Source organism: Labrys sp. E2SS-1L, from assembly GCF_057073705.1.
On record NZ_CP172712.1, the window covers coordinates 2,939,950 to 2,963,414 of the forward strand.

14 protein-coding genes, 1 tRNA gene and 1 pseudogene are annotated in these 23,465 nt (G+C 64.2%); 12 read left to right on the forward strand and 4 right to left on the reverse strand.

Annotation, left to right across the window (positions count from 1 at the left end; all coding sequences use genetic code 11):
* Window position 1: 1 nt before the first annotated feature.
* Together ACIGJE_RS13540 and ACIGJE_RS13545 are read right to left on the reverse strand one after the other, a co-directional pair.
* A complete protein-coding gene (locus ACIGJE_RS13540; protein WP_367625710.1) occupies window positions 2-316 on the reverse strand; it encodes a MocE family 2Fe-2S type ferredoxin in 315 nt (104 codons plus the stop codon).
* 36 nt (window positions 317-352) lie between these two features.
* Window positions 353-1,468: a fatty acid desaturase family protein gene (locus tag ACIGJE_RS13545; protein WP_415086819.1), complete on the reverse strand. Its 1,116-nt coding sequence runs from the start codon at window positions 1,466-1,468 to the stop codon at window positions 353-355.
* Between the two features lie 255 nt (window positions 1,469-1,723).
* On the opposite strand from ACIGJE_RS13545, the gene ACIGJE_RS13550 reads away from it, so the two are divergent.
* The 6 genes from ACIGJE_RS13550 to ACIGJE_RS13575 all read left to right on the forward strand — a co-directional run bounded on the left by ACIGJE_RS13550 (window position 1,724) and on the right by ACIGJE_RS13575 (window position 8,801).
* A complete protein-coding gene (locus ACIGJE_RS13550) occupies window positions 1,724-2,749 on the forward strand; it encodes a LacI family DNA-binding transcriptional regulator (RefSeq protein WP_367625712.1) in 1,026 nt (341 codons plus the stop codon).
* 231 nt (window positions 2,750-2,980) lie between these two features.
* Window positions 2,981-3,811 (forward strand): TIM barrel protein, encoded by an 831-nt coding sequence (locus ACIGJE_RS13555; RefSeq protein ID WP_367625713.1) that lies wholly within the window; start codon window positions 2,981-2,983, stop codon window positions 3,809-3,811.
* Window positions 3,812-3,987: 176 nt separating this feature from the next.
* On the forward strand, window positions 3,988-4,914 hold the full coding sequence (locus tag ACIGJE_RS13560) for a sugar ABC transporter substrate-binding protein (protein WP_311934402.1): 927 nt from the start codon (window positions 3,988-3,990) through the stop codon (window positions 4,912-4,914).
* A 139-nt stretch (window positions 4,915-5,053) separates the two neighbouring features.
* A complete protein-coding gene (locus ACIGJE_RS13565) occupies window positions 5,054-6,583 on the forward strand; it encodes a sugar ABC transporter ATP-binding protein (protein WP_483677681.1) in 1,530 nt (509 codons plus the stop codon).
* 76 nt (window positions 6,584-6,659) lie between these two features.
* Window positions 6,660-7,706: an ABC transporter permease gene (locus tag ACIGJE_RS13570; protein WP_105865301.1), complete on the forward strand. Its 1,047-nt coding sequence runs from the start codon at window positions 6,660-6,662 to the stop codon at window positions 7,704-7,706.
* 336 nt (window positions 7,707-8,042) lie between these two features.
* Window positions 8,043-8,801, forward strand: a complete 759-nt coding sequence (locus tag ACIGJE_RS13575) for a hypothetical protein (RefSeq protein WP_367625715.1) — start codon at window positions 8,043-8,045, stop codon at window positions 8,799-8,801.
* 501 nt (window positions 8,802-9,302) lie between these two features.
* Here ACIGJE_RS13575 and ACIGJE_RS13580 read toward each other — a convergent pair.
* A complete protein-coding gene (locus ACIGJE_RS13580; RefSeq protein ID WP_311934406.1) occupies window positions 9,303-9,515 on the reverse strand; it encodes a hypothetical protein in 213 nt (70 codons plus the stop codon).
* 272 nt (window positions 9,516-9,787) lie between these two features.
* Window positions 9,788-9,863: transfer RNA gene (locus ACIGJE_RS13585), tRNA-Phe, on the reverse strand.
* Window positions 9,864-10,219: 356 nt separating this feature from the next.
* Between ACIGJE_RS13585 and ACIGJE_RS13590 the strand changes: the two genes are divergently transcribed.
* From ACIGJE_RS13590 to ACIGJE_RS13615, 6 genes and pseudogenes are all read left to right on the forward strand, one after another.
* Window positions 10,220-15,445 carry an alpha-2-macroglobulin family protein gene (locus ACIGJE_RS13590; protein ID WP_483677684.1) on the forward strand — a complete coding sequence of 1,742 codons (5,226 nt, stop codon included), beginning with the start codon at window positions 10,220-10,222 and terminating at the stop codon, window positions 15,443-15,445.
* Between the two features lie 193 nt (window positions 15,446-15,638).
* Entirely contained in the window at window positions 15,639-17,759 is a 2,121-nt protein-coding gene (gene pbpC / locus ACIGJE_RS13595) for a penicillin-binding protein 1C (protein WP_483677686.1), read from the forward strand.
* A gap of 141 nt (window positions 17,760-17,900) precedes the next feature.
* On the forward strand, window positions 17,901-19,058 hold the full coding sequence (locus tag ACIGJE_RS13600) for a LysM peptidoglycan-binding domain-containing protein (RefSeq protein WP_483677688.1): 1,158 nt from the start codon (window positions 17,901-17,903) through the stop codon (window positions 19,056-19,058).
* Window positions 19,059-19,393: 335 nt separating this feature from the next.
* Complete coding sequence (locus ACIGJE_RS13605) at window positions 19,394-20,212, forward strand: GntR family transcriptional regulator (RefSeq protein WP_483677690.1); 819 nt, start codon at window positions 19,394-19,396, stop codon at window positions 20,210-20,212.
* Window positions 20,213-20,302: 90 nt separating this feature from the next.
* Window positions 20,303-21,849: pseudogene (locus tag ACIGJE_RS13610) on the forward strand (putative N-acetylmannosamine-6-phosphate 2-epimerase).
* Between the two features lie 25 nt (window positions 21,850-21,874).
* Window positions 21,875-23,218: an extracellular solute-binding protein gene (locus tag ACIGJE_RS13615; protein ID WP_483677692.1), complete on the forward strand. Its 1,344-nt coding sequence runs from the start codon at window positions 21,875-21,877 to the stop codon at window positions 23,216-23,218.
* The last annotated feature ends 247 nt before the right edge of the window (window positions 23,219-23,465 follow it).

Consider the following 23,465-nt stretch of genomic DNA (forward strand, 5'->3'; position numbering starts at 1 on the left):
ATCACCCCAGCTGGATCTGGACCTTGCCGTCGGCGAGCCGGACGGCATAGGTCTTCAAATTGATGCACACGGGAGCGCCCTTGGCCTCGCCGGTCTTGTAGTTGAAGCGGCCATTATGCTTGGGGCATTCGATGATGTCATCCATCACCAGGCCGTCGGCGAGGTGGATCTGCTCGTGGGTGCACAGCCCGTCGGTCGCGAAATATTCATCGTCCGGGCTGCGATAGAGTGCATAGGTGCGACCGGCATGATCGAAACGCAGGACGTCTTCCTGCTCGATGTCGTCGGCATCGCAGGCATCGATCCAGTTGCTCATTTTTTCCTCCCGATGTGGTTTTGCGTCTTGTGTCTGTCAGTGATGCTGGCCGGCAAAGCGGGCGCGCGGATCGTCGGGCATGACCACTTCGCCATGCAGATCGGGGCGATAGGGGCGGGCGCTCGCGGGCAGCATCCGGCGCACGAAATATTCAGGATCCTTCATCTGGCGGCGCAGGGCCGGGATGATCTCCCGATAGGCCTGGATCGTGCTGCGATAGGGCGTCGGTGTGTCGGCGAGCATGGCCTTATGCAGTTCCGGCAGTGCGTGATAGGGCACCATCGGGAACATATGGTGCTCGACATGATAGTTCATGTTCCAATACACGAAGCGGAAGAACGGGTTCATGTAGACGGTGCGGGAGTTCAGACGATGGTCGAGCACGTTCTCGGCCAGGCCCGCATGCTGTGTCAGCCCGAAATAGAGGGTCAGCCAGCCGCCATACATGGTGGGCAGGACGCCCACGAACATCATCGGCAGCCAGGACTGCAGCGCCAGCGAGAGGGCGATGGTGGCGGCGAGAATGGCAAGCCAGATGCGTGCGACCAGATAGACCTTGCTGCGTTCCATCTCCGGCACGAAGGTCTCTTCCTCCTCACTGAGCCGGCCGGTGGCATGCAGCACGAGACCCTTGAGGGCGGCCCAGGTCGAGGCGATCGCGAAGATATTGGAGATGAGGCGCAGGATTGCCGGCGGCCGCATTGCCGCGATCTCGGGGTCGCGGCCCACGATGATGGTATCGGTGTGATGGCGCGTGTGGCTCCAGCGCCAGATCGTCGGCTCGCGCATGATCATGAAGCAGGCGATGTGATAGACGACGTCGTTCATCCAGCGCGTACGGAAAGCAGTGCCGTGCCCGCATTCGTGCCAGCGCGAGTCCGAGGCCGAACCATAGAGAATGCCATAGAGCGCAAAGAACGGCAGGCACCACCAGCTTCCCCAGAGCAGCCCGGCGGCGAGGCCGCTGGCGAGCAACCCGGCCAGCCAAAGCGCGGTGTCTCGGATCGCCGGGCCGTCCTTGCGCTGCATGAGCTCCTTCATGCGCTTGCGGGGAATGTCGCAGCGATACCATTCGGCAGCGGCGAGGCCGCTCTCGACGGCGGCCTGGGCATCACGCCCGATCAGACTGTAGTCGCGCCGGGTCGGCCTCATCGCGAGCTCCCTATATCTAGAGCAAAACGCGTTCAAGTGTGAACGCCTATTTGCTCTAACTCTTTGTTTGGATGCGTCTTTGTGATTCCTGCTGACACCGTCAAATCGCAAAACGCTATGGCCTGGTTCCGATCAGGCCTCATCCTTGATCCGGATGCTATGTCGCACCGGTTCGGGGCTCAATGGGGCGTTGACAGTTTCTATCAAAACACGTCAAAACAACTATCATCATGATGTAATTCCATCAGAGCCACCATGGCCAGGCCGACGATCCAGGATGTCGCGAAGGAGGCGGGCGTCAGCCCCGCAACGGTCGACCGCGTTCTGAACGGCCGGCTTCCGGTTCGGCCGGAAACGGCCCGACGCGTAGCCGAGGCGGCCAAGACGCTTGGCTACTACGCCGCCGGGCTGATCCAGCAACGCCTCGATCGCGAAGTGCCGCATCTGCGCTTGGGTTTCCTGTTGCTCAAATCCGCGTCCCCTTTCTACAGCCTGCTGGCTCAATCCATTGCGGAGGCCGCAGCTTCGGCGCCCGGCTTCCGCATCTCCGCTGTGATCGAGCACCATGGCGATACCTCGCCGGCAGCCGTGGCCGAGCGGATGCATAGTCTCGGCGAGAGGTGCCAGGCTCTTGCTGTCGTATCCGTGGACCATCCCCTGATTACCGTGGCGGTGGCGGAACTGAAGGCCCGCAACGTGCCCGTCTTTGCGCTGCTGTCCGATTTTGCCGCCGAACACCGCGCCGGTTATGTCGGTCTCGACAACCGCAAGGCCGGGCGCACCGCGGGCTGGCTCATCGCCCGCACCGCTCGCCAGCCCGGCAAGATCGGCATCATTCTCGGCAGTCACCGTTTCCATGGCCATGAACTGCGCGAGATCGGGCTGCGCAGCTATTTCCGCGAACATGCCCCGGATTTCGAGGTGCTGGACAGCCGTGTCAATCTGGAAGAGTCGAGCATAGCCTATGAAGCGACTTTCGGGCTCATCAGGCGCTATCCGGACCTGGCCGGTCTCTATGTGGCCGGAGGCGGCATGGAGGGAGTGATAGCCGCCTTGCGGGAGGAAAAGGCGAAGGGGCTGGTGGCTGTCTGCCCGGAACTGACACCGGATTCGCGCCTTGCCTTGAGCGAAGAGGTGATTTCCTTCGTCATTGCGACACCGCTGCCGCAACTGCCCGTGGAGCTCGTCCGCGTCATGGCCCAGGCCTGCCTCGCCGGCAGCGTGGAAGGAACCGGACAGACCTTCCTGCCTTTCAATCTCTATCTTCCCGAAAATATCTGAGAAGGCCGGTGCTTGCTTGATCTTGCAAGGCGCGCGCTCGGGCCCGTTGGCGGCCGCGCGCGACTGAAATGCGCACTTGACAGCGCAGTGCAAAAATAGAATATTAATTCCAATTAAGTTCAAAAACGGTCCAATCATTCTATTTTTGATGATCGGTATCGGAGCACATGGCGCCGCAAACGGCGCCGGCGAGGTTGGAAATAGGGCGCTTGCGCCTGCAAGGAGTGTTTCATGACAAGCGGAGCCGAACCCTTCGCTCTCAACCATATGACCGCACCGAAGCTGCGGCCTGCCGAATTCTTCGCACTTGCCCGCAATCTGGGGATCGACAGGGTCGAGATCCGCAACGACCTCACCGGCAACGCCATCCTCGACGGAACGCCGGCAGCCTCGGTGAGGGAGGAGGCGCAGCGCGCCGGCGTCGAAATCCTGTCGATCAATGCCTTGCAGCGTTTCAACGATTGGGGCGCGGCACGCGCGTCGGAAGCCGAAGAACTCGCCGATTATGCGGCCGGTGCGGGCGCCAAGGCTCTCGTGCTGGTGCCGCGCAACGACGGCGAGGGGCGCGGCGATCACGAGCGCCTGCCCCGGTTGATCGAGGCGTTGCAGGCACTCGGGCCAATCCTGTCTCGGCGCGGGCTGACCGGCCTCGTCGAGCCCTTGGGTTTCGAGATCTGCTCCCTGCGCCTGAAGTCGGAAGCCGTTGCCGCCATCGATGCTGTCGATGGTGCGCGGACCTTCAAATTGGTGCATGATACCTTCCATCATCATCTCGCGGGCGAGGCGGCGTTGTTCCCGGACCGCACAGGGCTGGTTCATATCTCCGGCGTGGACGATGCGTCCGTGGCAGTGGGGGAGATGCGGGACAGCCATCGCGGTCTCGTGGGAGCGGATGATCGTCTGGGCAATGTCGCTCAGATCGAGGCGTTGCGCGCTGGCGGTTATGCCGGTGCGCTCTCCTTCGAGCCTTTCGCCGAAAGCATCCAGCAGATGGACGCCAAACAGGTCCAGGCTCGCCTTGCCGCGAGCATGGCGCTGATTGCGGCAGGCTTGGTTTCCTAGGGCAAAGCGCGTTCATCCGTGGACGCGCTTTTCCAGCTCTTTGTTTCTACGCGTCTTTGTGATTGCGGGCCATCCCGGCGAACCGCAAACGCTTGAACGATCGACCAATTCCCCGAAAGGGAATTATCCGGAAAATGACGGGTGCTGCCGGACATCCGACCCAGGGAGGAGACACGATGAAACGGACCCTTTTCGCGCTCGCCGCAACGGTCTTGCTGTGCGGCACGGCCTATGCCGAGAATATCGGCGTCAGCATGGCCAAGTTCGACGACAACTTCCTCACCGTGCTGCGCAATGGCATGACCGACTATGCCAAGACCAAGTCCGGCGTGAACCTTCAGATCGAGGACGGGCAGAACGACGTCAACAAGCAGCTCAGCCAGATCCAGAACTTCATCGCCCAGAAGGTCGACGCCATCATCGTCAACCCGGTCGACACCGATGCTACCCCGCAGATGACCAAGCTCGCCACCGATGCCGGCATCCCGCTCGTCTATGTCAATCGCATGCCCTCCGAAGAGAAGCTGCCCGAAAAGGTCGCCTTCGTCGGTTCGAACGAGGTTGATTCCGGTACGCTCGAAACCAAGGAGATCTGCAAGCTTCTCGGTGGCAAGGGCGATATCGTGGTGATCATGGGCGAATTGTCGAACCAGGCCGCCCGCCAGCGCACGCAGGACGTCGAGGACGTGATCGCCAAGGAGCCCTGCACGGGCATGAAGATCCTGCAGAAGCAGACGGCCAACTGGGACCGCACCCAGGCGATCGACCTGATGACCAACTGGCTGACCTCGGGCATCAAGCCGGCTGCCGTGATCTCCAACAATGACGAAATGGCGATCGGCGCCATCCAGGCGCTCAAGCAGGCCGGCCTTGCTGGCGGCAAGACCCTTGTCGGCGGCGTGGACGCCACGCAGGACGGCCTCGGCGCCATGAAGGATGGCGACCTGCAGGTCACCGTGTTCCAGAACGCCGCCGGCCAGGGCCAGGGTGCCGTCGATACGGCCCTGAAGCTTGCCAAGGGCGAGAAGGTCGACGCCATGGTCTGGGTGCCTTTCGAGCTGGTGACCCCGGCCAATATCGACAACTACCTCAAGAAGAACTGATCGGACTGCATAAGAGCCCTCCGGCTGAAGGGCCGGAGGCGCTCACGATCTTCTCGCCAGACGCGGCAATGTCCGGACCTCGGTTCCGGACCGATGAAACACGTCGCCAGCCCCGGCGCCGGCATGAGGGAGAACAAGGATGGCTGTAGTGCAATCGGCGGCGGCGAGCCGCGGTACCTCGGACTCTGCCTGTCTCATCGAGGTGGAGGGCGTACGCAAGGGCTTTCCCGGCGTGCTGGCGCTCGACAATGTTTCCTTCAAATTGCGTCCCGGCACGGTGCATGCCCTGATGGGCGAGAACGGCGCCGGCAAGTCGACACTGATGAAGATCATTGCCGGCGTCTATCAGCGCGACGGCGGCGTGATGAAGCTGCGCGGGCAGGAGGTGCAGTTCTCCGGGCCTCTCGATGCGCTCCAGCAAGGCGTCGCCATGATCCATCAGGAACTCAACCTGATGCAGTACATGACGGTGGCGGAGAACGTCTGGATCCGGCGCGAGCCTCTGACCCGGCTGGGTTTCGTCGACCATGGCGAGCTCAACCGCCGCACCGCCAAGCTGTTCGAGCAGCTCAAGATCAAGATCGACCCCACCGTGCCCGTCGGCTCGCTCTCGGTGGCCAACCGCCAGATGGTCGAGATCGCCAAGGCGATTTCCTACAATTCCGACGTGTTGATCATGGACGAGCCGACGTCGGCGCTGACCGAGACGGAAGTCGCGCATTTGTTCGAGATCATCCACGATCTCAAGGCCCAGGGTAAGGGCATCGTCTACATCACGCACAAGATGAACGAGCTCTTCGAGATCGCCGACGAAGTCTCGATCTTCCGCGATGGCAAATATATCGGCACGGACCTAGCCGCCAATCTCACGCGCGACGAGATCATCCGCCGCATGGTCGGCCGCGAGATCACCCAGATGTTCCCCAAGGAGACGGTGCCGATCGGTGACGTGGTCCTGTCCGTGAAGAACCTGACGCTGGATGGCGTCTTCCACGATGTCTCCTTCGACCTGCGTTCCGGCGAGATCCTTGGTTTCGCCGGGCTGGTCGGGGCAGGGCGCTCCAATGTGGCGGAGACCCTGTTCGGCGTGACGCCGGCCTCCTCCGGTACGATCGAGGTCTTCGGCAAGCCCGTCTCCATCTCCTCGCCTGCGGTCGCCATGCGCCAGGGCATGGCGTTTCTCACCGAGGACCGCAAGGATACGGGCTGCTTTCTCATCCTCGATATTCTCGAGAACATGCAGATGGCGGTGCTGACGCAGCGCTACGTCAAGGCCGGCTTCGTCGCCGCGGGCGAGGTGACGCCGGCCTGCACCGAGATGAGCGCGGCGCTGCGCGTCAAGACGCCGAACCTGCATGAGCGCATCGAGAACCTGTCGGGCGGCAACCAGCAGAAGGTGCTGATCGGCCGCTGGCTCCTGACCAAGCCGAAGATACTCATCCTCGACGAGCCGACGCGCGGCATCGATGTCGGCGCCAAGGCCGAAATCCACCGCCTCATCAGCAAGCTGGCGGGCGAGGGCGTGGCTGTGATCATGATCTCCTCGGAACTGCCCGAAGTGCTGGGCATGAGCGACCGCATCCTCGTCATGCATGCCGGCCATGCCACCGGCATCCTCGACCGCGCCGAGGCGGACCAGGTCAAGATCATGGAACTGGCCGCGCGCTGAGGCGCGAGGCCCTGGAATTGGAAGAACCCCGATACGATGCGCCGTGAGGCGCTTAGCGATAGAATTGGAGGATCCCATGTCCGCGAATGAGGCTGCCGGCAAATCGCCGCAGATATCCAGCGTCAAGCCGCATCGCCGGCTGCCGCAGGAACTGAGCATCCTGGCGGTTCTCGCCGTCATCGTGGCGATATTCGAGCTCATCGGCTGGCCGCTGAAGAGCCAGAGCTTCTTCTTCAATGCGGGGCGCCTGAGCATCATCTTCCTGCAGGTGGCTGTGATCGGCATCATCGCGGTGGGCGTGGCGCAGACCATCATCACCAGCGGCGTCGACCTGTCCTCCGGCTCCGTGGTGGGCGCCACCGCCATGATCGCCGCCTCGCTCGCGCAGGTGAGCACGGCGCGCTCCGTGGTCTATCCTCACCTCACCGACCTGCCTTTCATCATTCCCGTGCTGGCGGGCCTGGCGACGGGGCTGCTTGCCGGCGTCATCAACGGCGCGTTGATCGCCTACGCCAATGTGCCGCCCTTCATCGCCACGCTCGGCATGATGGTCTCGGCGCGCGGCTTCGCCACCTGGTACACCAATGGCCAGCCCGTCAGCACCTTCACGCCTTCCTTCCGCGTCATCGGCTCGCCCGTGGAACTCTTCGGCTTCTCCATCGACGTGCCGACGGTGATCTTCCTGGTGGTGGCGCTGATCTTCCATATCGCCATGTGCTACACGCGCTACGGCAAGTTCACCTATGCCATCGGCTCGAACATGCAGGCCGCCCGTGTTTCGGGCATCGACGTGAAGTGGCACCTGGTCAAGGTCTACGGCTTCGCCGGCCTGCTCTCGGGCCTGGCCGGTGTGGTGCAGATCGCCCGTGCCGGCTCGGGCCAGGCCGGCGCAGGCCTCGGCTATGAGCTGCAGGCCATCGCGGCGGTGGTGATCGGCGGCACCTCGCTCTCCGGCGGCGTGGGGCGCATCACCTCCACGGTGATCGGCCTCCTCATCCTCTCGGTGGTGACCTCAGGCTTCACCTTCCTCGGCGTTCCCGCCTCCCTGCAGCAGATCGTGCTCGGCGCCATCATCGTGGGTGCCGTGGTGATCGACCAGTATCGCCGGCGCCGGAAGGTCTGAGGCGAGGGGGACCGCGATCGAACGGCCCGTTCGCGAGGACGGGCCGGTGTCGTTTCCAGGCCTGTCGCCCTTGCAGAGGCATACACGATTGGTTGCAATCACGCGTGCCCTCGCGAACAGGCCCGTTGCCTCGCCGCCGACTTACTATATGTAGTCGATCCTTGTAGTGACTGCTGATGGCTTGTCCGTCTAGTGATTGTCGGGCAGGGGCAGCACAGAAGATCGAATGACACCATGGTCAATGCGGTACGAATGTTCCCCTGGCCAAGAAATGAGGGGTGAAGGGGTCAACTCTTCCGGCCGGTGCCGGCAGGAGGTTGAGCCTGGCGAGACTTGATGAGCAGCAACACCACCGTCTATCTCTTTCCGCATATCCTGAAATGCGCCGGCCTGAGCGTCAGGGACTATCTCCTGCACGATGTCCCGTCGCGCGGTTCCGCCGTGATCTATTCCAAGCCCGAGCAACGGCCTTGGCTCGATCCCGTGAACCGCGTGCCCCAAGCCGACCGCGACGAAATCCGCATCCTGTTCGGCCACAGATTGCCGCGCACGGCCGCCCGGGGGTTCGAGGGCCGCGTCATCCGGGAGGTCGGCCTGCTCCGGGAACCGGTGTCCTTCTATGTCTCGCTTTATAATTTCCTGCAGAAGACGCCCGAGAGACATCGGATCGTGGGCATGTCCTTTGAGCAATGGTACCCGACCAACAAGCACAACCGTATCAGCCGCTTTTATTTCAGGCATTATTTCGGCTTGTCCTCCCTGGGCATCCGCAAGATGAGCCAGCGCCAGAGGTTCGAGTTCCTGTCCAGGCAGTTCGAGACGTTCTGGTTCGTCGGCGATTATCGCAATTGCGATGCGGTGATGGAGCAGATGACCCAGGATATCGGCTGGAAGTTCGAGAAACTGCCCCATGAGAATGCCGCGCCCACCAATGCGCTGCGCAGCCAGGATATTGGCGAGGCACTGCGTCAGAAGATCCTGCAGGACAATGCGCTCGACCTGGCCCTCTACGAAACCTGGGCCGAGCGCAAATGGGGAGACAATCCAACGCTGGAACGTGGCCAGGGTCTGAACAATCGTTGGACCTGGCAATAGCCGCGACGGGGTAGGGGGGCAGCTCAGAGGGGGCGACCCGGGCGTTTCAAACTCTTGCCCTGATCCCGTGCTAAGCAGACGACAGGCTGGCGTCCGCGAGGCCTGCGAAGAGCAATCCTCGGCTTTTATCGGATTGTCGGTTAGGCCCGAGCGCATGGATCCGCCCATGGCCCACGCGCCCGGGCCGATGACCCCCAGAGCAAAGCGCGTTCAAGCGTGAACGCTTTTTTGCTCTAACTCTTTGATACGACGCGTTTTTGCGATTCTTGGTGATTCAACCAAATCGAAAAACGCTTTAACCAAACTTCGCTCCCCGATCAGAAGGGCAGAGTTCTTTCTGACCGGGGCTTTGTTGAACGCTTCCATGACGGAAATGCGCGGGAGTGGGGCGGTCCGGGATTCCGTCGCGTCGCGCGGGGCATGGGCCGAAAACGGGCCGGCGATGAGAGGATCGTGGGTGCGGATAGGCTATGGTCACAACTGCTTGTGTCGTGTGACCAGCTAGATTTGTTGCGATCGGGGCGGTGTGATCGTTTCGACGCTTGATTGGCTCGCAGCGGCCTTGGCTTGGCGAAAGGCCGACAGATCTGCCGGTGGCGAGCCGCCCGAGGTCGGGGCAGCATATCCTGGCGGGAGGCGGCAGATGAAATCGAACTCCGCATCGAGAAACGCCTGGCGCGCATCAATCACGTTCGCCGTGTCGCGTAAGTCCATATCAGTCCCCACCGTTATGCCTTCCGGCACAGTGTTCGCGGCATGGGGTTAATGTTCGGTTGTGGAGGCGCTCTTTGGCCCGCGCGACTATCAGGCTATTCGTTTCGACTGGAGCCTCGCCGTGACCCTGGAGAACGTCGCAGCGCGCAGATCCTTGCAGACTTTCACATCTGCGAGCGGATAGACCAAGCACGTAACAACGCGCGCTTTGGTGTCAAAGCGTTGATTTTTTCGACGATTTCGAAGAATTTGGAAATCAGCGGAAGGGCTGATGGTGCCTGAGGGCGGAATCGAACCACCGACACTGCGATTTTCAGTCGCATGCTCTACCAACTGAGCTACTCAGGCATCCGGCGAGTCAGCCGAGGCCGCCGCGAGACCGCGGGTGTATAGCCAGCGCCTCCGTGGTTGTCCAGCCCTCTTGCACGGAAAAAATAAGCCGGCTGCAAAAACACCGGTACGCATCCTGTTCCCACCGGTACAGATGGTAAAAACTCTCTGAATCATGATTGCCGCCGACCCAGGGCGCCCTTAATCTTGCGGGCTCGGTGGCCCGTTCCCTGTGCATATCGCGTGACCCGGGCGTGTCGTCAGTTATCGATTGGGTCCCATCCATAACTGACGACACGCCCGGGTCACGCCGACTCGCTAGCGTGGACAGGACCGCCGCAACAAGCCCGGGGGCGGGTAAGAGGACAGGCAACATGGTCAGGCAGGCAGCGCGCCAAGGCGTCTTCGTGCGGTTTTTCTCAGCATTCGTGCTCATGCTCGCCGTGCTGGGCTGGGTGGCCGCCGGCCCGGTGCAGGCGGCGCCGCTGTTCCAGGCCGACAGCTATTCCTATGCGGCCGACAGCTACAAGGACAGCATCGCCAAGCTCGCCAAGACCATGAAGAAGAGCGCGCCGCAGCTCCAGGAAGAGCTGAAGGCGGCCATCAGCTCCGACAATGCGCGCAACACCGCCGTGGTGGTGGAGCAGTTCATCGCCCTGTCCCCCAATGACGGTGCGATGTGGAAGCGCCTCGCCGATTTGCTGCTGGTGGCCGAGCCCTTCAACAGCCAGGACGGCTACGAACTGCCCTACAAGGCGCTTGGCGCCTCGATTCGCGCCTATCAGCTTGCCAAGACGCCGCAGGAACAGGCCGACGCGCTCAACGATGTCGCCCAGGCGCTGGTCAAGCGCGAGGATTGGCGGCCAGCCCTCAACGCCTATCGCGCCAGCCTCGATTTGGTCGACAATGCCGAGATTCGTGAAGCCTATGAGGACGTGCGCAAGGATCATGGCTTCCGTATCACCGATTATACGGTGGAGAGCGACGCGCCGCAGCCGCGCCTGTGCTTCCAGTTTTCCGATCCGTTGAGCAATGCGGTCGCCGACTACACGCCCTATTTCACCCAGGATCCTGGGCCCGTCTCGGCCGTCACGGTCGACGGCACCAAGCTCTGTGTCGAAGGCCTGAAGCATGGCGGGCGCTACAAGGTCACCGTGCGCCAGGGTCTGCCTTCTGCCGTGGACGAAAACCTGCTCAAGAACGCCGAGTATGAAATCTATGTGCGCGATCGCCTGCCATCCGTGCAGTTCGTCGGCAAGAGCTACGTCCTGCCGCGCACCGGCCAGAACGGCATCCCTCTGGTCTCGGTCAATTCCACCCAGGCCAAGCTCGCGCTCTACCGGGTCGGCGACCGCAGCCTGATCTCCGCCGTGATCGATTCCAATTTCCTCGACCAGATCTACGGCTCCCAGGCCAGCGAGATTGCCCGCACCAAGGGCAAGAAGGTCTGGGAAGGCACGATGGACCTTACCAGCACCCCGAATCAGGACGTCACCACCGCCTTTCCGGTCGACGAGGCGCTCGGCAAGATCGAGCCCGGCCTCTATGTGATGACGGCCCAGCCCGGGGAGGTGAAGGAGGACGAGGACAACCAGCTCGCCACGCAGTGGTTCGTCGTCTCCGATCTCGGCCTGTCGACACTGAAGGGCAAGGATGGCCTGCACGTCTTCCTGCGCTCCATCGCCTCCGCCGAGCCGCTTGCCAATGTCACGGTGCGCCTGCTTGCCCGCAACAACGAGATTCTCGGCTCGGTGAAGACGGATGCCGATGGCGCTGCCTTCTTCGATGCCGGCCTCACCAAGGGCAATGAGGGCCAGGAGCCGGCCCTCGTGGTCGCGTCCGACGAGAAGAGCGACTACGCCTTCATCGACCTTACCCAGCAGGCCTTCGACCTCACCGATCGCGGCGTTACCGGCCGCGACCCGCCGGGGCCGGCCGATGCCTTCGTCTATGTCGAGCGCGGCGTCTACCGCCGCGGCGAGACGGTGCATGCCGCCATCCTGCTGCGCGACGGCAATGCCAACGCGCTGGCCGAGGTGCCCGTCACCATGGTGGTGCAGCGTCCCGATGGCGTTGAATATTCCCGCACCGTGCTGAAGGACCAGGGCGCCGGCGGCCGCACCGCCGATATCGCCATCATTCCCTCCGCCGCCAGCGGAACCTGGCGTGTCGTCGCCTATACCGATCCCAAGGCGGCACCGGTCGGCGAGACCACCTTCCTGGTCGAGGACTACGTGCCCGATCGCATCGAGTTCGACCTCGCTACCTCGGGCACGCGCATCGACCGCACCAGCGGCGCCAACCTGAAGGTGGACGGCCGCTATCTCTTCGGCGCCCCGGCGGCTGGCCTCGACATCGAGGGTGACGTTTCCGTCTCCACCGACAGCCAGCCCTTCTCGCAGTGGAAGAACTACGCCTTTGGCCTGTCGGACGAGAATGTCGATACGGTGCAGAACACCGTCGACGATCTCGCCCAGACCGACGACAAGGGTCACGCCGAATTCACCGTGCCGCTGCCGCAACTGCCGACGACCACACGTCCGCTCAAGGCCAATTTCGTCATCCGCATGAAGGAAGGCGGGGGCCGTGGCGTGGTGCGCAGCGCCTCCCTGCCGATCGCCTCCACCGGCCCGATGCTGGCGCTGAAGCCAGGCTTCGCCGAGGGCACGGTGCCCGAGGGCCAGCAGGCCTTGTTCGACGCAATTGCCGTCGATCCCCAGGGCAATCAGGTGGCGGCCAAGGGCGCGACCTGGACGCTCAAGCGCCTGACCACGACCTATCAGTGGTACAAGAGCAACAATCGCTGGAACTATGAGGCTGTCACCACCGCCCGCAAGGTCGGCGGTGGCACGGTCGATCTCTTGGCCGACAAGCCCGCTCAGATCTCCGCGCAGGTGCAATGGGGCCAATACCGCCTCGAAATCTCGGCGGATGGGCTGGCTTCCTCCTCCAGCTCCTTCTATGCGGGCTATTACACCAGCGAGAAGGCCGATACGCCCGACATGCTGCCGGTCGCCCTCGACCAGACCAGCGTCAAGACCGGCGATACGCTGCAGGTGAAGATCGATGCCCGTTTCGCCGGCAAGGCCTCGGTGCAGGTGGTCGGCGAGAAGCTGCTGTCCTCCACCCTGATCGACGTGCCGGAAAAGGGGACGACCGTTCCCGTCACCGTCGGCAAGGATTGGGGCACGGGCGCCTATGTCGTGGTCACCCATTTCCGGCCGATGGATGTTGCAGCCAAACGCATGCCGACGCGCGCGATCGGCCTTGCCTGGTTCGGCATCGACCGCAATGAGCGCACGCTCAAGGTCACGCTCACGCCGACCGAGCTGATGAAGCCGCGCCAGCCTCTCAAGGTGCCGGTGAAGGTCGAGGGCCTTGCCGGAGAGAAGGCCTATGTCACCCTGGCAGCCGTCGATGTCGGCATCCTCAACCTCACGGGCTACAAGCCGCCGGAGCCCGAGACTTTCTATTACAGCCAGAAGCGCCTTTCGGCCGAACTGCACGATCTCTACGGCCAGCTGATCGACGGCATGGAAGGGGCGAAGGGACGGATCCGCACCGGGGGCGACGGCGGTGCCAATTTCAACAGCCCGCCGCCGACCCAGGCGCCCTTGGCCCTGTTCTCCGGCATGGTCGAGGTCGGTGCCGACGGCACGGCCGAGATCGGCTTCGACATTCCAGCCTTCAACGGTCTGGTGCGGGTGATGGCGGTGGCCTGGACGCCGACCAAGGTCGGCCATGCCTCGGCGGACGTCAAAGTGCGCGATCCGGTGGTGATCGCCGGCACCTTGCCGCGCTTCCTTGCCGTGGGCGATCAGTCGCGCTTCCGCCTCGATCTCGTCAACGCCGAGGCCGCACCGGGCGACTATACGCTCGCCGTCACTATGGAAGGGCCGATCGGTGCCCAGCCGTCAGCTCTCTATCAGACCGTGAAGATCGGGGCGGCTGGCTCGCGTACGCCGGTCAACATTCCCATCACCGCCAACGGTATCGGCACCGGCAAGCTGGTCGCCACCCTGGCCGGTCCCGGCAATGTCGCCATCGACCAGAGCTTCACGCTCGGCGTCCTGCCGGCCAATCCGCCGGTGACGCGCCGTACGATCCAGACCATCGCCGCCAATGGCGGCGGTATCACCGTCAATGCCGACCTCATCGCTGAAATGGTGCCCGGCACCGGCGCGGTCTCGCTTTCGGTGGGGCCGTTCAGCGCCCTCGACGTGCCCGGCCTGCTGCGCGATCTCGATCGCTATCCCTACGGCTGCTCGGAACAGCTCGTCAGCCGGGCGCTGCCCTTGCTCTATCTCAGCGAGCTCGGCGGCAATGCCATCGATCTCGACGGCACGGTGAAGGAGCGCCTGGGCGATACGGTACAGCGCCTGCTCGCACGCCAGGATTCCAATGGTGCCTTCGGCCTGTGGAACGCCGACAGCGGTGAATTGTGGCTGTCGGCCTATGTCACCGATTTCCTGCTGCGGGCTCGCGAGAAGGGCTTCGCCGTGCCGGAACTGGCGCTCAACCAAGCCGTCGACTATCTGCGCAACCGCGTCGGCAATGCGCCTGACGTGGAAGAGGGCAAGGGCGAGGACATCGCCTATGCCCTCTACACGCTGGCCCGGGCCGGCAGGGCGCCGGCGGGTGATCTGAAATATCTCGCCGATACCAAGATCGGCCAGTTCGGCAGTGCCATGGCGCGGGCCCAGATCGCCGCCGCCCTCGGCATGCTCGGCGACAAGCCGCGGGCCGGCGAGGCGTTCGGCTCGGCTGCCGAGGCGCTCCAGAAGGAGACCAGCGATACCAGCCTGGCCTATCGCAATTACGGTTCTCCGCTTCGCGACGCCGCGGCGGTGGTGGCGCTTGCAGGGGACAACAATGCCAGCCTGCCGGTGATCAGGACGGCGCTCAAGGTCATTACCGATGCGCGCTCCAAATCCCGCTATGCCTCGACCCAGGAGATGACCTGGATGGTACTCGCGGCCCGGAGCGTCGCGGACCAGGCCCGTTCCCTCAAGCTGATCGCCGATGGCTCGGAGCAGCAGGGTGCCTTCTACAAGGTCTATCGCGGCGAGGCGCTCAAGGCCCCGCATTCGGTCTCGAACCCCGGCGCTTCGGCCCTGCAGGCCGTGGTTGCGGTTTCCGGTTCGCCCGTCGTACCCGAGCCCGCTGCCAACAACGGCATGAACCTGACGCGGAGCTATTTCTCGCTCGACGGCAAGGCCGTGGATCCCACCGAGGTGAAGCAGAACACCCGACTGGTGGTGGTGGTGAGCGCCAGCCGCAGCGGCGACAACCAGACCGGCAACTTCCTGCTCGTCGACCGGCTTCCGGCCGGCTTCGAGATCGAGAATCCGAACCTGGTCGTCACCGGCGAGACCGGCAGCATGTCCTGGCTCAAGGATCTCACCGAGGTCACCCATTCGGAGTTCCGAGACGACCGCTTCGTCGCCGCGTTCACCGACCAGGCCGCGAAGGTTGCCTATGTCGTGCGCGCGGTGGCGCCTGGCCGCTACATCATGCCCGGTACCACGGTGGAGGACATGTACCAGCCCGAGCGCAACGCCACGCTTGCCACCGGCACGCTGACGGTGACCGAAAAATGAGGAGAAGGCCGCGCTATACCCTCCCCTGGAGGGGGAGGCTCGGCCTGAAGGGCCGCGGTGGGGTGATCCTCACCTCGAAACACATTGTATCGTTCGCTGTCGCTCTCCACTGGGAAGCTGGCATTGTCACCCCACCCCGACGCTTTGCGTCGACCCTCCCCCTCCAGGGGAGGGTGAAACCAGCGCTGCGCCCATGACCGCCCGGCGCGTCCATATCCTTTGCGCGCTTCTGTTCACGGCCATTGTCGCCGTGAACGCCGGCGGCTTTGCGCTGTCGGAAGCTGTCAGGCGCCTCGGGCCGGTGCCCCTGGGCGAGAACGTGACCTATTCTCCGCTGGTGGTGGACCGCGACGGCAAGCTGCTGCGACCCTTCACCACGGCGGACGGCTATTGGCGCCTGCCGGCCAAGCCGGAGGAGGTCGACCGGCGCTTCCTGTCGATGCTGGTCGCCTATGAGGACAAGCGCTTCTATTCCCATCACGGCATCGATCCGGTGGCGATGGCCCGGGCTGCCTGGCAGATGCTGAGCCGAGGGCGGATCGTCTCCGGCGGTTCGACCCTGACCATGCAGGTCGCGCGACTGCTCGAGCCGCGGCCGGATCGTACCTTTGCCGACAAGGCGGCGGAGATGATCCGCGCCGTCCAGATCGAGAACCGGCTGAGTAAGGAGCAGATCCTCGGCCTCTATCTGGCTTTGGCACCCTATGGCGGCAATCTGGAAGGAACACGGGCCGCATCGCTCGCTTATTTCGGCAAGGAGCCCAAGCGCCTTTCGACGGCAGAGGCGGCGATGCTGGTGGCCCTGCCGCAGGCCCCTGAATCGCGCCGCCCGGACCGGGCTCCGGCCGCAGCCAAGGCGGCCCGAAACCGGGTCTTGCGGCTTCTCGCCGGCAAGGGCGCACTCCATCCCGATCAGGCCGAGGCCGCGACGCTGGAGGCGGCACCGCAGGGGCGCAAGCCCTTCCCGATCCTGGCGGCCCATGTCGCCGAACGGCTGGTGCGGCAGGAACTGGTGCTTCAGGCCCAGGCCGGCAGGAACGAGCCCAATCCGGTGGTGACCACCACGATTGCCCGCTTCCTGCAGGAGCAGCTCGAGAACCTGGCGCGCGAGCGTGCGACCGCCTTGGGCGGCGGCGTCTCGGTTGCCATCGTCGCCGTCGACAATGCCAGCGGTGAGGTGAGGGCGCATGTCGGCGGCGTCGGCTATTTCGACAAGGCGCGGGCAGGCCAGATGGATCTTGCCGAATCCTCGCGCTCACCCGGGTCCACCCTCAAGCCGTTCATCTATGGTCTTGCCTTCGAGGATGGCCTCGCCCATCCCGAGACGCTGGTGGATGATCGTCCCGCGCGCTTCGGGGTCTACAAGCCCGAGAATTTCGACGATGCCTTTCAGGGCACCGTCACCATGCGCCGTGCCTTACAGCAGTCGCTCAACGTACCGGCGGTGATGCTGCTCAATTCCATCGGGCCGAACCGGCTGATCGCCCGCATGAAGAATGCCGGTGCCGAGCCGTCTTTGCCGCCCGACGCCGTGCCGGGCCTAGCCGTTGGTCTCGGCGGCGCCGGAGTGAAACTCACCGATCTTGCCACGCTCTATCTGGCACTGGCCCGGGACGGGGAGGCACTGCCGCTGATCTGGCGACCGCAGGACCGCGCCCTTGGTGCGCAGCCCCATCGCCTCTTCGAGAAGGCCGCGGCCTGGCAGGTCGGAAATGTCCTGATCGGCGCGCCGCCGCCGGAGAACGCGGTGGGTGGCAAGATCGCCTACAAGACCGGCACGTCCTACGGCTATCGCGATGCCTGGGCGGTCGGGTTCGACGGTGCCAACACGGTCGCCGTCTGGGTCGGGCGGCCCGATGGCGCGCCCGTCTCGGATCTGGTCGGGCGCAAGGCCGCTGCTCCCATCCTGTTCGATGCCTTTCAGCGCATCGGTGAGAAGCGGGTGCCGCTCAAGCCGCCGCCGTCGGGCGTGGTGTTTGCGCGGACCTCGGAATTGCCGCCAGCCTTGCAGCGCTTCCGTCCCGGCGCCTTACCCGAAATTGCCGCCGCCGGTTCGGGCGATGCCCCTCTGGTGATTTCCTTTCCGCCCGATGGCGCACGGGTCGAGGTTTCCGGGGGAGAGCCGGATGCCGCGCTGGCTCTCAAGGCGATGGGGGGGGCGCCGCCGTTCACCTGGCTCGCCGACGGCCTGCCCATCGTGATCGGCGAAGAACGCCGGGAGGCCGTTTGGGACAAGCCAGGCAAAGGCTTTGCGCGGCTCTCGGTGATCGACGCCAGGGGGCATACGGCCAGTGTGCAGATCAGGTTGGATTGACGTCCGCTTTTCGTAAGGGACCGATGACCTAGGACAAGATTTTTCACCCGGAACCATAATATTCCTGTCAAGAAGCAAGCCTAGCCTCGGGCGCAGCACATTCCAACCATTGGCAGAAAACCATTTTCCGGGAGAGGCATCGTGCAGGCAGGGCGTTACGTGATCAAGCAAGGCGATACCTTGTGGGGAATCGCCGGCCGTTACTATGGCAATCCGGTGCGCTGGCCGGAGATCTATGCCTACAACAATGGGCCGGCCATCGTCGCCAAGACCGGACACGGCATCGTCAATCCCGATCTCATCAAAGCTGGAGCGGTGATCTACCTGCCGAAGCAGCATCGTCGCGTGGTTCTGCGCGGTACGTCGACAGGCCCGGCTCCGACGGCGAAGCCACAACCCGCCAATCCGCCCGCACCCAGCTCACCCACGCCCGCCCCCACTCCGACAAGGGGCGGCACGACTCCGTCCCATTCCCATACGCGCACTCAGCCCGATGCTGGCAGCAACCCGGCGGCCAGGACGCCGGCGAACAATTTCGGTTTCGGCTATCAGCTCGACGACCTGCCGATCATCGAGATCAAGGGCAATGGCTTCTCGGCCAAGGTCAAGCTGAAGGGGGCGATCTTCCTGCAGCCGACCGACAAGGTGCCGCTTCTCGTCTACAGCAATAAGGGGCTCGAGTCGCAGGCGCGCCAGCAGACCTCGACCGTGCTCGGCGAACTGGTGTCCGGCGGCAAGTTGAGCTGGGACCGCAAGTCCAACAGCGTCACCTATGAATGCCAGCTCACCTTGCGCGCGAATGCCCATTCGCCGGGCGCCCAGTTCTCTGCGGGCATATCGAGCGCGGGCGAACCGGTGCTCAAGGCCACCCTGACCTATCCGCGTATGACCGGGCGAATCCGCGACTACGTCTATGTCGCCAGCGAGTTCAAGGTCGAGATCGAGCTGAAGCCGGACCAGCATTTGCGCCCGCCGCTGCCCGAGCCGGTACTGGCGCCGAGCTATCGTCCGGTTCCCGATGCAACGCGGGTGTGGCGCCCCCAGCCGGTGCACACCGACCGGAAGCCTGCACCTACTCCGGAATCCTCGTCGGGCATCCATTGGGGCAAGGCGACGGTTGCCATCGTCGGCGCGGTGGTCATCGTCGGGCTGACCCTGCTCGAGGACGCGGCCACCGCGGGAGGCGGTGTGGCCGATGATCCGGCGAGCTTCGCCGCCGCGGGCGCCTTGCTGCGTTGGGGCTTGCGCCGGGCGGCCGTGCAGGCGGCGCCGAGACTGGCACCGGCGCTGGCCTATTGAGTCCAAGCCGACTTCCGGCTTTTCGAGCACGAAATCTGTTCTTCCATGCGGTTTCAGGACCTACCGGGCCGGGCAGCCATGCTGACCGGCCTTTTCTCGTCGCCGATGCGTCAATCGAGATTGCGTGTTAGACAGAGGCCGAGTCAGGCAAGAACGACGTTCCTCCTTTGCGTGGCGGCGATGTGAACGTGCCTTTGCGATCCCGCCCATTCGAGCAAGGCGGGTACAGGCGGAAAGGCTGCTTTGCCTGGTGTTTTTGTAATGCCGTGCCCTTGCGTCTCCTGGTCAGTCCACTGAGCCGCAGGGCGCCTTTGCCTGAAAATGTCTGGTGCCGCATGTCTTCTTCCTTCTCTCCCGACCAGAATGCCGGCCGCTCCGAACCGGCAGAAAGCGCGGAGGTCGAGCGGCTGATCGATCATCTGCAACGCAAGGGACGCCTGGAAACAGAAAGCCCGACCGCGCTCTATCGACGCCTGCAGGAGGCCCTGCGGAGCGCCATCTCGGAGGGAATCGTTCCGGCGGGCGCCATGATCCCGGGCGAACGTGAACTGGCCCAGCGCCTCGATCTGTCGCGCGTGACCGTGCGTAATGCCATCAAGGGGCTGGTCGAGGAGCGGTTGCTGGTTCAGCGTCACGGGGCGCGGACCAGCGTAGCGCTGCGCCTGGAAAAGCCGATGACGGTGTTTACCAGCTTCTCCGAAGATATGGAGGCGCGCGGCCGCGTGCCCGGCACAACCTGGCTGCGCCGCGAGGTCGGTGTGGCCGACACGACCGAAGCCATGGCCCTGGGGCTCTCGCCGGGGGCAGGGGTGTGCCGCCTGCACCGGCTCCGGCTGGCGGATCGCGTCCCGATAGCGATCGAATATTCGGTCTTGCCGGCAGAGTTCCTGCCGAACCCGGATCTGATCGAGGGGTCGCTCTATGTGACGCTCGAGCGGCGCGGCTGCCAGCCGGTGCGCGCGCTCCAGCGGGTCAGGGCCGATGTGGCGACCGCCCACGAGGCGCGCCTGCTCGAGATCGAGACGGGAGCGCCCATTCTCGAAATGGAGCGTCGCTGCTCGCTTGAAAACGGGCGGGTGGTCGAACTGACCCGCAGCCGTTATCGCGGCGATGCCTATGATTTCATGGTCGAACTGGCTCGTCGCGGCAGCTGATCCATAAACGCCCTCGCAACTGGTATTAAACAGGTTGCATTCTGGTCCTATTGATGTCAGGCTTCCTCATCAGCAAGCGAGGAGCATTGGGTGGCATCCGCAGTTGAACGAGCGCTCGACGGATTGATCGTGTCCTGCCAGCCGGTGATCGGCGGCGCCATGGACCGGACCGAGATCGTCGTCGGCTTCGCACTGGCCGCCGTGGCGGGTGGCGCCGCGGCCTTGCGCATCGAAGGGCTGGCCAATGTCCGGGCCGTGCGGGCGGCGACGTCGCTGCCGGTCATCGGCCTGATCAAACGGGCCGAGGCAGACACACCCGTGTTCATCACGCCTCTACTGACGGACGTCACGGACCTGGCGGAAGCCGGTGCCGACATCATCGCATTCGATGCCACGCAGCGCTCGCGCCCCGTCCCTGTGCCGGCGATGATCGCCGCCATCCATGCCGCCGGACGTCAATCCATGGCCGATTGCGCCGGCTTGGCGGATGCCACCGCGGCTGTGGAAGCAGGGGCATCCGTGATCGGCACCACCCTGTCCGGCTATGTCGGCGGGCCGGTGCCGGAGGAGCCGGATATCGATCTCGTGCGCCAGGCCGCGGCGCTCGGCAGGCCGGTTTTCGCCGAGGGGCGCTATCGCACGCTGGCCCAGGTGCAGGCTGCGCGTCAGGCCGGCGCCGATGCCGTGGTGGTCGGGTCCGCCATCACGCGCCCCGAGCATATCACGAGTTGGTTCGTCGAGGCGGTCAAGTCGCCCTCCGCCCCATCCTCCTAGGAACGCCCATGCAGCGACGGCTTGTCCTTGCGATCGACATCGGCGGCACCAAGACGCTCTCGGCCTTGGTCGACGGTAACAGGGTCCTGGCGCAGCGCCGTGTCGAAACCGCCCGCGAAAGTGGTCCGCAAGCCTGGCTCGATGCCGTCGTCGCGAGCATCGCCGATTGGCGCGGACGCTTTGCCGCGGCCGGCATCGCCGTCACCGGTCGGATTGCAGGCGGCCGCTGGTCGGCGCTGAACCCGGCCATCCTGCCGGTGCCGGATGGTTATCCTCTCGTGGAGGTTCTCATTGAGCGCCTGGGCGTGCCCGTCACCGCGGTCAACGATGCCCAGGCCGCCGCCTGGGGCGAATATCGCTTCGGTGCCGGGCAGGGCGCCGACATGGTGTTCATGACGGTATCGACGGGCGTCGGCGGTGGCCTTGTCCTGGGCGGGCGCCTGCTGACCGGCCGCAACGGCCTGGCCGGGCATGTCGGCCAGATCCTGACCGATCTCATGGCAGGCGAGCAGCGATTGGAGGATGTCGCCGCCGGCTCTGCCCTGGCGCGATTGGCGGGCGGCAGCGGGCAGTGGCCCGACCCGCCGGCCCTGCTGGCGGCTGCGCGGGCCGGCGATGCTCGCGCCGAATCCCTGATCGACGGCGCGATGCTCCCGTTGGTTCGTGCCGCGCGCTCCCTGCAGATGCTGGTCGATCCGGATTGCTTCATCATCGGCGGCGGTCTCGGCCTGGCCGAAGGTTTCCTTGACCGGCTGCACAGCCACGCCGCGGCGCTCCCTTCCCAATACCGTCCCGAATTCCGCGCTGCCGCGCTCGGCGCCGAAGCGGGACTGATCGGCGTGGCCGATCTCGTCGACCCATAACCAGAAAGCGCACCGGAGGTGGATCATGTTTGAGCTGAAACGAGGCCGAAGGAACAGATGCAGGGCGCTGCTGGCCGGTCTGGCGCTGGTGCTGGCGGGCAGCACCAGCGCCCTGGCCGAGGTCACCGTCCTCGGCTGGCCGGGCGGGCCGGAGGAGACGGCCCTGCGGGCGACCGCCAAGGCCTACAACGAACGCTCCGGCCTTGCCGAGGCTGACAAGGTCAAGCTGATCTTCTTCAACCGCGAAGGGTTCTGGGACAAGCTGCAGGCGGACCTCGCCGCCGGCTCGACCGAATTCGATCTCAACCTGGTCGCCACCTATTCGCTCGGCAAATATGCGCCCTTCATGCAGCCGGTGGACCTGCCCGCCGACAGCGCCAAGGTCTTCGGCGAGAAGGTGCTGAAGACCATGCAGTTCGACGGCAAGCAATATGGGGTGCCGACGGACCTGTCCTTGCATTTCATGTATGTGCGCAAGGACTTGATGGAAAAGCTCCTGGCCGATGACGGCTGGAAGAAGACCTATGGCGAGATCGCCCAGAAATATCTCGGCAAGCCGCTGCAGCCGGTGAAGCCGGAGGAGTGGACCTGGGACGACTATGCAGCCACGGCCCTGTTTTTCACCAAGAGCATCAATCGGGCCAGCCCGACGCGCTACGGCACCGTGCTGCAGATGAAGAACCTTCTGTTCAACATGATGGTGTTCCAGACCATGGCGCGCTCCTACGGCGCCGATTGGCAGGACGCCACAGGCAAGATCACGGTGGACTCGCCCGCCTACCGCACCAGCCTGGAGCTCTACAAGAAGCTCTACGATGCTGGCGCCAGCCCCAAGGATTCGCTGTCCTACGAATATGCCGAGGCCAATGCCGCCTTCGGCGCCGGGCAGGTCGCCACCATGCTGCAATGGAACGCTGCCGCGGCTGATCTCGACAATCCGGCCAAGAATGCCGTGGTGGCGGGCAAGATCGACGCGCTGGCTCCACCCAAGGGACCCGAGGGACGCACCACCCATATTCACGGCCTCGGCTTCGGCCTCAACAAGGCTTCGACCCATAAGGAGGGAGCCGTCAAGTTCCTGAACTGGCTCGCGGGAGCCGAGGCGATGAAGATCTATGCCGAGGCGGGCGGTTCGCCGGCACTCGACAACAGTCTCACTGCTGCGCTGCCGAAACGGCCGGATCTCGCCAAGATCGGCGACTTCGCCGGGCAATATGGTTTCGTGATGACGGGCGGCACTTCGGCCGGCGCCCTGCAGGTCTATGAGACCCAGGCCAAGAACTTCACCGGCTATTGGGCGGGACAGGTCGACCTTGATACGGTACTGAAGGAAACGGCCGCCAAGATGCAGGAATTGTTGAAGAAATAGGCAATTGTCCTGCCGCTGGTAAATACTCACCTCCTGCCACCAAGATCGCACCGCCCCTCACCTTACCTCTCCCCGTAGAAACGGGGCGAGGGGACTTCGATGGCGCGTTCCATCGTGCAGCGATCTTATCTCGCCCAACCGCTGGGCGAGATGGGAGGTTCGGGGACCGATCGCGACGCCTGCGCTCCCTCGCCCCGTTTCTACGGGGAGAGGTAAGGTGAGGGGCGGTGCGACCTTGGTGATAGAG